Annotated in this window: 14 protein-coding genes and 1 tRNA gene; 3 read left to right on the plus strand and 12 right to left on the minus strand. The window is 31.0% G+C overall.

Annotation, left to right across the window (positions count from 1 at the left end):
* Window positions 1-4: 4 nt before the first annotated feature.
* From AMN78_RS03305 to AMN78_RS03315, 3 genes are read left to right on the plus strand one after another with little or no spacing between them, the layout of a single operon-like run.
* Entirely contained in the window at window positions 5-82 is a 78-nt protein-coding gene (locus AMN78_RS03305) for a proton-translocating transhydrogenase family protein (protein WP_256997712.1), read from the plus strand.
* A complete protein-coding gene (locus AMN78_RS03310) occupies window positions 82-1482 on the plus strand; it encodes an NAD(P)(+) transhydrogenase (Re/Si-specific) subunit beta (protein WP_075534178.1) in 1401 nt (466 codons plus the stop codon). Before AMN78_RS03305 ends, AMN78_RS03310 begins: the two co-directional genes overlap by 1 nt.
* Window positions 1482-2180 carry a transaldolase family protein gene (locus tag AMN78_RS03315; RefSeq protein ID WP_075534167.1) on the plus strand — a complete coding sequence of 233 codons (699 nt, stop codon included), beginning with the start codon at window positions 1482-1484 and terminating at the stop codon, window positions 2178-2180. Before AMN78_RS03310 ends, AMN78_RS03315 begins: the two co-directional genes overlap by 1 nt.
* Here AMN78_RS03315 and typA read toward each other — a convergent pair.
* The 12 genes from typA to AMN78_RS03375 form a co-directional block, all read right to left on the minus strand.
* A complete protein-coding gene (gene typA / locus AMN78_RS03320) occupies window positions 2177-4006 on the minus strand; it encodes a translational GTPase TypA (RefSeq protein WP_075534168.1) in 1830 nt (609 codons plus the stop codon). The genes AMN78_RS03315 and typA overlap by 4 nt on opposite strands.
* 2 nt (window positions 4007-4008) lie before the next feature.
* A tRNA-Met gene (locus tag AMN78_RS03325) sits at window positions 4009-4085 on the minus strand.
* Window positions 4086-4090: 5 nt separating this feature from the next.
* Complete coding sequence (locus tag AMN78_RS03330; protein ID WP_256997711.1) at window positions 4091-4312, minus strand: cold-shock protein; 222 nt, start codon at window positions 4310-4312, stop codon at window positions 4091-4093.
* A gap of 9 nt (window positions 4313-4321) precedes the next feature.
* On the minus strand, window positions 4322-4516 hold the full coding sequence (gene rpsU, locus AMN78_RS03335; RefSeq protein WP_075534169.1) for a 30S ribosomal protein S21: 195 nt from the start codon (window positions 4514-4516) through the stop codon (window positions 4322-4324).
* 51 nt (window positions 4517-4567) lie between these two features.
* Complete coding sequence (locus AMN78_RS03340; protein ID WP_075534170.1) at window positions 4568-5152, minus strand: cell cycle transcriptional regulator TrcR; 585 nt, start codon at window positions 5150-5152, stop codon at window positions 4568-4570.
* A 4-nt stretch (window positions 5153-5156) separates the two neighbouring features.
* Window positions 5157-5381 (minus strand): 50S ribosomal protein L31, encoded by a 225-nt coding sequence (rpmE, locus tag AMN78_RS03345; RefSeq protein WP_075534171.1) that lies wholly within the window; start codon window positions 5379-5381, stop codon window positions 5157-5159.
* A gap of 41 nt (window positions 5382-5422) precedes the next feature.
* Complete coding sequence (locus tag AMN78_RS03350; RefSeq protein ID WP_075534172.1) at window positions 5423-6211, minus strand: inositol monophosphatase family protein; 789 nt, start codon at window positions 6209-6211, stop codon at window positions 5423-5425.
* Window positions 6211-6774, minus strand: a complete 564-nt coding sequence (efp, locus tag AMN78_RS03355; RefSeq protein WP_075534173.1) for an elongation factor P — start codon at window positions 6772-6774, stop codon at window positions 6211-6213. The genes AMN78_RS03350 and efp overlap by 1 nt, the downstream gene beginning before the upstream one ends.
* Window positions 6771-7373 carry a thiamine phosphate synthase gene (locus AMN78_RS03360; RefSeq protein ID WP_082254533.1) on the minus strand — a complete coding sequence of 201 codons (603 nt, stop codon included), beginning with the start codon at window positions 7371-7373 and terminating at the stop codon, window positions 6771-6773. The genes efp and AMN78_RS03360 overlap by 4 nt, the downstream gene beginning before the upstream one ends.
* Window positions 7374-7377: 4 nt before the next feature.
* Window positions 7378-8394 carry a class I fructose-bisphosphate aldolase gene (locus tag AMN78_RS03365; protein ID WP_075534175.1) on the minus strand — a complete coding sequence of 339 codons (1017 nt, stop codon included), beginning with the start codon at window positions 8392-8394 and terminating at the stop codon, window positions 7378-7380.
* A gap of 9 nt (window positions 8395-8403) precedes the next feature.
* Entirely contained in the window at window positions 8404-9594 is a 1191-nt protein-coding gene (locus AMN78_RS03370; RefSeq protein WP_075534176.1) for a phosphoglycerate kinase, read from the minus strand.
* 9 nt (window positions 9595-9603) lie between these two features.
* On the minus strand, window positions 9604-11182 hold a 1579-nt coding region (locus AMN78_RS03375; RefSeq protein ID WP_075534177.1), incomplete at its 5' end, for a transketolase family protein.

The following is an 11182-nucleotide window of genomic DNA, read 5'->3' on the forward strand; positions in this document are numbered from 1 at the left end:
AGCAATAAATATTTTTGGGGGTTTTTTGGTTACTCAAAGAATGCTTCAAATGTACAAAAAAAAGAAAGATAAAAAGAAATGATCTCGGCAAATTTAGCAGCGATTTTTTATTTAGTATCTGGAATATTATTTATTCTTGCATTGAGGGGATTATCATCACCAGACACATCTAGGCAAGGAAATTACTTTGGAATTACAGGAATGATAATAGCAATTGTTGTAACATTCCTGTCAATTGGTAACTTTTCTACATCATTAGTTTATGTACTATTATTTTTAGTAATTGGTGGGGCAATCGGTGCCTTTATTGCTTTTAAAATTCCAATGACTGCAATGCCTGAATTAGTTGCAGGTTTTCATAGTTTAGTTGGTTTAGCAGCTGTTTTTGTAGCGATAGCAGCATTTTTAAACCCTGCAGCTTTTAATTTAGGAAATATTGGTGATATTAAATTAGCAAGCCTAATTGAAATGTCTATAGGCGCAGCAGTAGGAGCGATAACTTTTTCAGGTTCTATAATAGCTTTTTTAAAATTAAGAGGAATAATGTCTGGCGCTCCTATTACATTTAGTGGCCAGCATATTCTCAATTTGATACTTGGGATTGGTATTTTTGTACTAATTTTTTATTTATGTAAAACACAGTCTACAAATATATTTTGGACAGTAATTCTAATCTCATTTCTTGTTGGTGTTTTATTAATCATACCAATTGGTGGAGCAGATATGCCTGTGGTAATTTCAATGCTCAATTCTTACTCTGGATGGGCTGCAGCTGGAATAGGTTTTACTTTAGAAAATACCGCTTTGATTATAACAGGTGCGCTTGTTGGATCTTCTGGAGCAATACTTTCATATATAATGTGTAAAGCTATGAACAGATCTTTTGTAAGTGTGATACTTGGCGGATTTGGAGCGGATAATTCTTCTAAAGACAAAAAAGAAAAGAAGGATCAAAAACCAGTTAAAAGTGGCAATGCAGAAGATGCAGCTTTCCTAATGAAAAATGCTTCATCGGTGATTATAGTTCCAGGCTATGGAATGGCGGTGGCACAAGCTCAACATGCTTTAAGAGAGATGGTAGATAAATTAAAAAAGAACGATATTAAAGTCACATACGCCATACACCCAGTAGCCGGCAGGATGCCTGGACATATGAACGTTTTATTGGCAGAAGCTAATGTTCCATACGATGAAGTGTTTGAGTTAGAGGATATAAATAATGATTTTGCCAATTCCGACGTTGCATTTGTGATTGGAGCAAATGATGTAACAAATCCCGTAGCTAAAACAGATCCTAAAAGCCCAATATTTGGCATGCCAGTACTTGACGTTGAAAAATGTAAATCCGTTTTATTTGTTAAGAGAAGCTTGTCCCCTGGATATGCTGGAATAGATAATGAATTATTTTATAAAGATAATACTCTTATGTTGTTTGCAGATGCAAAAAAAATGACAGAGGATATTGTTAAAAATTTAGATTAATGAAAACTAAGATATTTTGCGATATAGCTGACTATAAAACAATCAAATTTTTTAATAATAAAACAATAGTCGATGGCTTCACAACAAATCCGAGCTTAATGAGATTAGCAGGAGCAAAAAATTATAGAGATTATTCTCTTAAAATTTTGAAGACTTGTAAAAAAAAACCAATTTCTTTTGAGGTATTTGCAGATAATTTGAAAGATATGCTTAAACAAGCTTATGAAATTAATTCTTGGGGTAACAACGTTTATGTTAAAATACCAGTTGTTAATTCTAAAGGTAAGTTTACTGGATCAGTAATTAAAGAATTAAGTGATAAGGGAATTAAACTAAATATAACAGCTGTTTACACTTTTGAGCAGACACAAAAGATTTATAAAAATTTAAATAAAAATACTCAATCTATAATCTCTATATTTGCTGGAAGAATGGCTGATAAAGGTAAGGATCCACTTCCAATATTCAAAAAAAGTATTTCTTTAACCAAAAAGAATAAAAATATTGAAATCCTTTGGGCAAGCACTAGAGAGGCTTATAATTATACTCAGGCTAAACAAATTAATTGTAATATTATTACTATGCCACCAAAAGTTATTAATCAAATCAATGGTTTTGGAAAAAGCTTTAAATCAATGACACTCGATACCGTAAAAAGTTTTTTAGCTGATAGTAAAAAGTCGAGATTCAGCCTTTAAGAGGCTTTAGACTTAGCTCGAGAAAGCCTTTTTCTTTCGTGCGGATCTAAAATCAACTTTCTTAACCGACAAGATTTAGGTGTAATCTCCAATGCTTCATCGGTATTTAACAAACTTAATTGTTCAGCAATTGCCATTTTTCTAACTGGAGTTAAAACAACATTTTCATCAGTATTTTGTGTTCTCATATTTGTTAATTTCTTTCCTTTCATTACATTAATTTCAAGGTCTCCAGCTTTAGATGAAATACCTACAATCATCCCCTCGTAAACGGGGTCATTATGAGTAACGAGCATTTCTCCTCTAGCTTGTAAATTAAAAATTGCGAACGCAACTGCCTTTCCTGTTTCTATAGATATGAGAGCACCATTTCTTCTCCCTTCCATTTCACCAGTATAATCTCCATAGGAATGAAAGATTCTATTTATTACTCCAGTCCCTTTAGTTAAAGTCAAAAATCTACTTGTGTAGCCCATTAAACCTCTAGTTGGCGCATGAAAAATTAGTCTTTTCTTATTCTTACCTGTATCTTTAAGATCAACTAGTTTACCTTTCCTTCTATTCATTGAGTCGATAATTTTTGATGAGTATTCTTCATCCAAATCCATAGTAATTTCTTCAATTGGTTCTTGTTTTTTTCCATCATTATCTTTTTTAATTAAAACTTTGGGAGGACTCACAGTCATCTCAAATCCTTCGCGTCTCATCTGGGTCAAAAGAATTTCTAACATTAACTCTCCTCGTCCACTTATTACAAATGAGTCTTTATTAGAGTTTTCCTCAAAAGTTATTCCAACATTATTTTCAGCTTCTAAAATTAATCGTTCGCGAATTTGAGTACTTGTCAATTTCCTTCCCTCAGTTCCAGCCAAAGGAGAACTATTAACTGTAATTGTAATCGACATTGTCGGAGGATCGATGGGTGTTGCACTAATTGGTTTATTTAACTCTAAATCACAAATTGTATCTGCTACGTTTGCTTTTTCTAAACCTGCAATTATTACAATGTCTCCTGCTTCACCTGTTTGAATTGGTACTTTTTTAGTACCCTCATATCTAAAAATTTTCGTTAATCTTCCCTCATCCACTTTTTCACCATTAAGATTTATTGCTTTAATTTGCTGATTTGCTTTTGCAGTCCCTTGAGCTATTTTACCAACTAAACTTCTTCCTAGAAAGCTATCAGCATAAAGCAAAGTAGAGAGCATAGCGAATGGCTGAGTTTTGTCTAAATTAGTTGGCTTTACATGTTTCATGATTAAATCTAGCAATGGGTTTAAATTTTCTCTAGGACCATTAATATCTTTAGATGCCCAACCCGATCTACCACTTGCATACAAAACCGGAAAATCTAATTGTTCTTCATTAGCATCTAAGCTAACAAAAAGATCAAATGTTTCATCTAAAACTTCATTAGCCCTCTGATCAGCCTTGTCCAATTTGTTTATTACTACGATTGGTTTTAAACCTTGTTTTAAAGCTTTAGCTAATACAAATTTTGTTTGAGGCATTACACCTTCTGCTGAGTCTATCAACAACAAAGCACCATCCGCCATATGTAACACCCTTTCTACTTCGGCTGCAAAATCTCTATGGCCCGGAGTGTCAATAATATTTATCCTTGAATCTTTCCAATTAATCGATGTAGGTTTCGCGAGAATTGTAATACCTCTTTCTTTCTCTAATTCACCTGAGTCCATTACCCGCTCTTCGATATTCTCATTCTCTCTAAAAGTACCGCTTTGTTTCATTAGACTATCAATCAAAGTTGTTTTTCCATGATCAACATGAGCTATAATGGTAATATTTCTAATTGTATTTGTCATTTTGGTTGCGGGGGTAGGATTTGAACCTACGACCTTCAGGTTATGAGCCTGACGAGCTACCAGACTGCTCCACCCCGCGTTAAACTATTTCTTCTTTTTTATGTTAATTGCTTGGAGCTTATCTTTTTCTTCTTTTATGTCGTAAAAAATAGTTTGTTCTTCTTTCAGAACTCTTAGTTTCGACTCCTCTAGAGCAGAAACATGTAGAAAAATATCTTTTTTACTTTCATCATCAGTTATAAAACCATAACCTTTCTTGGCATTAAACCACTTTACTTTACCCGACGGCATCATTAATCCTCTCATTTTAAATATTTAATATCTGTTTTTAAGTTTTTGGAGTTTTTTAATTCTTTTTAGATTTTCAGTTTGAACTCTCTTTTTTTTTTCAGACGGTTTTTCATAAGTACTCTTCATCTTCATAACTTTAAAAAAACCTTCTTTTTGAAGCTTTCTTTTTAAAACTCTTATAGCCTGTTCAACATTGTTATCTTTTACGTCTATTTTAATAAAAACCTCCAGTTAATTTTCATGCTAGTTATCATCTGTAATTATGTTTGTCTATAGTGAAGCTGCTTGAGACTTTTTTTCCTCTCTAATTTTAGCTTTTTTTTCCCTTTCAATTCGTCTTTTAGCTTTATCCAAACTTTTTTGAAAAGCCTCTTGAGTGCATAAAGCTAAAATTACAGGATCTCTTGCTTTTAAATTAGAAAAATTCCAGTAACTTCTTTTTCTTATTAGTGAAACAGTTCCTTTTGTACTTCCGACAAGTTTTGAAATTTGACCATCAGTCAAATCAGGAGCATTTTTACACAACCATAAAATTGCATCAGGTCTATCTTGTCTTTTAGATAAGGGCGTATACTTTGGTTTTTTTCTCTCTTTAATTTCAACTTCATCAAGTTTTTTTAATAAACTTAATTTTTTTGAAGGATCATTTGAACAATTTTCAATTTCTTCTCTCGAGAGTTGTCCTGCTAAAATCGGATTATATGCTTTTATTCCTTTGGCTACATCTCCGTCAGCAATACCTTTTACCTCAAGTTCATGCAGCTTACAAAATTCAGCAATTTGCTTAAATGTTAATGTTGTATTTTCAACAAGCCAAACAGCAGTGGCTTTTGGCATAAAAGGTGACTCAGACATAATTTTATTTTTTTGATCTTAAGTTGCTAAATTTTTTATTGTATTTACTAACTCTACCCTTATCTAAAACCTTTTGTGATCCTCCAGTCCATGCAAAATGAGATTTTGGATCTATATCTAACTTAAGGGTGTCATTTTCTTTACCCCAGGTTGATCTAGTTTCAAATTCGGTTCCATCAGTCATAATTACTTTAATTTTATGATAGTTTGGATGTATTTTCTTTTTCATTTGCGGAGTTTTATATTAATATTTGTTCTCACTCAATATCTTTATTTGCTTATCAAATCTAACAATTCGTTGTGTATATTAGAGTTACTAGCTATGATATTCTTTTTTAAAGGATTATTATTAACTTCATCGAAAAAATTTATAAATCCACCAGCTTCTTTAAGTATTATTATTCCAGCAGCTATGTCCCAATAATTAAGCTCTCTTTGCCAGTAACCGTCAAACCTACCACAAGCAACATATGCCATATCTAAAGCAGCACTTCCGAATTTTCTTACATTAGAAACATTATTTGAAATGTTAATATATTCTGAGAATATTTTATCTTTAATTTTACTAGCTCCCTTTGGACCGCCAGTAACAAGCAAAGCATCTTTTATTTTTTTTTTATTAGAAACTCTTATCCTCGAATTGTTTAGATATGCTCCGCTACCTTTTTCTGCAACAAACATTTCATTTGTTATAGGATTAAATATAACGCCACAAGTTATTTCACCTTTTTCCTCATAACCAATTGAAATTGCAAAATGAGGTATTCCATTTAAAAAATTCATTGTCCCATCTATCGGATCGATTACCCATCTATTATCAGTATTTGATTTATTAATCATTCCTGACTCCTCAGTAATTATTCCATATTCAGGATGAGCTTTTTTAAGCTCTTCAATTAATATTTTTTCAGTTCTTTTATCTGCTGAAGTAACGAAATCACCAGGACCTTTAGTTGAAACTTGAAGATTTTCAACTTCACCAAAATCTCTTATCAATGATCTAGATGCTTTCATACACGCTTTAATAATTAAATTAATTTGTGGAGAATTTAATCTCATTAATTTACTCTTTTTACGTATTCCAACGTTCGTGTATCAATTATAATTTTTTCCCCACTTTCAACAAAAGGAGGAACATTGATCTTTATACCACAATCTAATATTGCGGGTTTGTAAGAGGAAGAAGCTGTTTGATTTTTAATTGCTGCATCAGTTGTTTCAATTGTACATTCAATGTTATTTGGCAGTTCAATCGATATAGGTTTTTCTTCCATAAATGAAATAGAAACTTCTAAATTTTCTTTTAACAATTTATACTGTTCTCCAGTGACAGATTTAGGTATTTCTACTTGTTCAAAAGTTGAGTTATCCATAAAATGACAGTTTTCACCATCTATGTATAAAAAATTAAATTTTTTTTCATCAACTTCTGCTTTTTCTATGGTCTCATTTGATCTAAACCTCTCGTTTAATTTTGTTCCTTTAACAACACTTTTCAATTCTACTTGATTAAAAGCTCCACCTTTTCCAGGTTTAACATGCTGGGTTTTAAGAACATTCCAATAGTCGTTTTTATGCTCTATTATCATTCCTGGTTTTATTTCGTTTGCTGTTATTTTCATTTAAATTTTCTAATCGCCTGTTCAGGTTTTAATTTCGGGTTATCCCAGATAAAACTTGATAATGCAATATATTTTGCTCCAGTGTTAATCAATTTTTTATAGTTAATGTTATTAATACCACCAATAACCACAATTGGTTTTTTAATATTTTTTTTTGCCCATTTTAAAATATTTAAATTTGCTTTTTTAGCCATTGGTTTAAGTTTTGATTTAAAAAATGATCCAAAGGCTACATAATCAGCTTTATTCTCAACGGCTTTATTTGCAAAAAATTTAGAGTTATGACATGTAATTCCTAAAATTTTTCCTTTGAGTTTTTTTCTGGCAATTTTAAAAGATCCATCAAGCTGACCCATATGACAGCCATCAGCTTTAATTTTAGAAGTCAATATAAAATAATCATTAATAATAAATTTTACTTTATGTTTAATTGTAATTTTTTTTATCTTTTTGCAGACATTAAGAAGTTTTTTTTGACTTACATTTTTTAACCTTAATTGAAAAAACTTTACATTTTTAAACGACAAAACTTTATCTAAACTAGAGTAGAAATTCTGATCAATTTTATTAGGTGAAATTAAATATACTAATTTCTTCAACGTATTAGGCCACAACTTCTTTCTCTAATTCTTCTGACCACTCACCTTTAGATGAGAGACCATTCATTTTAGCTCTATGGTTAAAGGCTTTTTGGATATTTTCTATATTTTCTTGATTTTTTCCAAATTCTTTTAATGCACTTGCTTGCAATCCTCTACCGTAAGAGAAAGTAATTAAAAAATTACTATCATTAATTTTATTTATCTCATTTAAGTTTTTACTAGACTCAATTTCAGACTGACCACCTGATAAAAAAGCAATACCAGGTACTTTGGTTGGTACATTTTTTTTCAAACAATCTAAAGTTTTTTTAGCAATTTCTTCGGCGCTAGACTTATCTTTGCATTCTGAGCCAGGTATCACCATATTAGGTTTAAGAACAGTGCCTTTTAAATCAACTTTATGTAATTCAAGTTCGTTATAACACTCATTAAGCACATTTGTGGTAACTTGATAGCATTTATCAATGTTGTGAGAACCATCCATCAAAACTTCTGGTTCAACTATCGGTACCATTTTAGCTTCTTGTACTAAAGCAGCGTACCTTGCTAAAGCCTGAGCATTAGACTTAATAGATTGGGTAGATGGAAATTTATCTGTAACTTTATAAACAGCTCTCCATTTCGTAAATCTCGCACCTAAATCATAATACTCTTTTAATCTTTCACGTAAACCGTCTAAACCCTCTGTTACAGTTTCATCGTTAGATCCAGCAAGAGGTTTAGCACCTTTATCAACTTTTATTCCTGGAACAGCTCCATGTTTAGAAATTAATTCTGGAATAGATGGACCCAAGGTGGTTTTTTGTCTTATTGTTTCATCAAATAAAATTACTCCCCCTATATAATCTTTCATTGCACTTGAATTAAAAAGAGTTTGTCTAAAGTTCAGTCTATTTTTTTCAATATTTTCTACATTTATACTTTTAAATCTCTTAGCTATTGTTCCAGTACTTTCATCTGCGGCGAGAATACCTTTGCCTTTAGCGCACATTTTTTTTGCAATTTCATTTAACGTCATAACGATTATTTATTTTAAAACACTTATACCAGGCAAGTCTTTTCCTTCTAAGTATTCTAAAAACGCTCCTCCTGCTGTTGATAAGTGAGAGAAAGTAAGTTTGATGTTACTTTTATTAATTGCTGAGAGAGTGTCTCCACCTCCAAGCACAGATATTAAAGATTTTTCTAAAGTATTTTGTGAGATGATTTTCGCAATCGAGATAGTTCCTGTTGAAAAGTTCTCATTTTCAAAATACCCGGCTGGTCCATTCCACAGAACAGTATTTGACTCGTTAATCTTTTTTTGAATTTTTTTAATTGTATTAAAGCCAATATCTAGAATTATTTCATTTTCTTTAATCTCATCGAGATTTTTATTTTTACCAGTACCTTCAAAGTCTGTTCCTACCATACAATCTTCTGGTATTAATATTTTACAATTATGTTCCTCTGCTTTTTTATAAATATTTGTTATTACCTCTTTTGTATTTTTTTCAATTAAAGATTTACCAACTTTAAAATTCTTATGAACGAAGAAATTATTAGCCATTGCTCCAACAATTATTATATTATTTACTTTTTTTAAAAGATTAGTAATAACATTAATCTTTGTAGAAATTTTTGATCCTCCTATAATGCAAGTTACTGGTTCTTTTTTATTTTTTATAACAAAATTTATTGCTGTTATTTCTTTTTTTAATAAAGGACCAGCATAACTTTTTTTTACAAATTTAGTTATACTATGTACAGAAGCTTGTTTTCTATGAGAGCATGAAAATGCATCATTAACATAAATGTCTCCAAGTTCACCTAACTTTTTTGAAAAATCTTGGCTATCTTCGGTTTCTTCTTTAAAAAATCTTATATTTTCAATTAATATTACCTCACCCCCTTTTAGGTGAGAAAATTTTTCTTTAGTTTCACCATCAAAATTTCCTCTAAAAAAATAAACATTAGTTTTAAGCGCATCTTTGAGATATTTGTAGATAGGTATTAAAGACAGGTCAGGGACATTAACTCCTTTTGGTCGACCTAAATGACTGATAATTATAATTTTTGCTTTTTTTTTAATTAGTCTATTTATAAAAGGTAAACATAAAGTTATTCTTGTATCGTCTTTTATAATTTTGTCTTTAATTGGGACATTTAAATCTAATCTAAGAATTATCTTCTGATCTTTGATTTCTAAATCATCAGGAAAGAAATTTATTTCATCCATCGACTTCTGTTACTCTCTCAATTTTTTTTGAATAAAATTTGTTATATCTTCCTCTGATAATTTAAAATGTTTGTAAACTTCTTTGTAAGGAGCACTTTCACCAAATTTATCTATACCTAAATTAGCACCTTTATTTTTAATATATTTTTGCCAAGACATTACACTTCCAGCTTCTAATGTGATAATCAATGAGTTTTCTTCTAAAATATTTTTACGGTAATCTTCAGGCTGCTTATCAAAAAGCTCCATACATGGCATTGAAACTACTTTTGAGTGGATGTTGTTTTCTTTAAGTTTATCTTGAACTTTTAAGGCAAGTTCTACCTCCGTACCTGAAGCAACCAATGTTACATTGCTCTCATGCGAAGTTAAATTTACTACATAGGCTCCTTTTTCACATTTGTTTTCTTTTGAATTTTTTGGGTTTATGTAAGGAACTTTTTGTCTAGATAATGCAATCGCACTTGGCGTATTTTCACTTTTTAAAGCGATCTCCCAGCATTCGAAAGTTTCATTTATATCTGAAGGCCTAAATACATTTAAGTTTGGTATAGCTCTTAATCCAGCTAATTGTTCAATTGGTTGGTGAGTAGGACCGTCTTCACCTAGACCAATGGAGTCATGAGAAAAAACATAAACAACTTTTAGACCCATTAAAGCAGAGAGTCTAATAGAAGGTTTACAATAATCAGAAAAAATTAAAAAAGTTCCTCCATAAGGAATTATTCCTCCATAAAGTGCTAAACCATTCATAACTGCCGCCATACCGTGCTCTCTAACTCCATAATGAATGTAATTCCCATTAAAGTTTTTAGAGTTAATAATTTTAGAATTGTTAGTTTTTGTATTATTTGAACCACTTAAATCAGCTGATCCTCCTATCAATTGCGGAAGAAAAGCAGAAATTTTTTCAATTGCAGCCATTGAGCATTGTCTTGTTGCTAAACTTGGCTTAGCTTCAAAATATTTCTCCTTCTCTTTTTGGACCAAACTTTCTAAACCTGCAAGATTCAATTTTTCTTTAAATTTATTAAGTTCATTTTTAATTTTTGGATTTTTTTTATTAATTATTTGCAGCCATTTGTGTTCTAATTGTTCTCCTTTATTTCCTATTTCTCTCCATTCATCTAAAATTTCTTCAGGTATTTCAAATGGCGCACTGTTCCACTTTAATTTTTTTCTTACTAATGATATTTCCTCATCTCCTAAAGGGGATCCATGAGAGGAAGCCTTACCAGATTTATTAGGTGATCCAAATCCTATAATAGTTTTACAAGAGATGATCGTTGGTTTTTTTGATTTTGATGCTTTAGTAATTGCTTTTGATATTTGCTTTTCATTATGACCATTAACTTCGATAAAGCTCCAACCGTAGGACTCGAATCTTTTTTTGTAATTATCCGAAACACTTAATGATGTTGAACCATCAATTGAAATTTTATTATTATCAAAAAAAACTATTAGGTTTTTTAATTTAAGATGACCGGCTAAACTCATTGCCTCGTGACTTATACCCTCCATCAAGTCACCATCACTTGCGATCACATATGTTTTATTATTAATAACTTCAGAGCCAAATTTTTTTCTT

Source organism: Candidatus Pelagibacter communis, assembly GCF_001179945.1.
GTDB lineage: Bacteria > Pseudomonadota > Alphaproteobacteria > Pelagibacterales > Pelagibacteraceae > Pelagilacustribacter > Pelagilacustribacter ubique_A.

Coding starts and splice junctions, on each gene's coding strand:
- AMN78_RS03340 (WP_075534170.1), bottom strand. CDS start 5,152: ATGTCTGAGTCACCTTTTATGCCAAAAGCCACTGCTGTTTGGCTTGTT.
- AMN78_RS03370 (WP_075534176.1), bottom strand. CDS start 9,594: ATGGATGAAATAAATTTCTTTCCTGATGATTTAGAAATCAAAGATCAG.
- AMN78_RS03350 (WP_075534172.1), bottom strand. CDS start 6,211: ATGAGATTAAATTCTCCACAAATTAATTTAATTATTAAAGCGTGTATG.
- AMN78_RS03315 (WP_075534167.1), top strand. CDS start 1,482: ATGAAAACTAAGATATTTTGCGATATAGCTGACTATAAAACAATCAAA.
- efp (WP_075534173.1), bottom strand. CDS start 6,774: ATGAAAATAACAGCAAACGAAATAAAACCAGGAATGATAATAGAGCAT.
- rpmE (WP_075534171.1), bottom strand. CDS start 5,381: ATGAAAAAGAAAATACATCCAAACTATCATAAAATTAAAGTAATTATG.
- typA (WP_075534168.1), bottom strand. CDS start 4,006: ATGACAAATACAATTAGAAATATTACCATTATAGCTCATGTTGATCAT.
- AMN78_RS03330 (WP_256997711.1), bottom strand. CDS start 4,312: ATGAGAGGATTAATGATGCCGTCGGGTAAAGTAAAGTGGTTTAATGCC.
- AMN78_RS03365 (WP_075534175.1), bottom strand. CDS start 8,394: ATGACGTTAAATGAAATTGCAAAAAAAATGTGCGCTAAAGGCAAAGGT.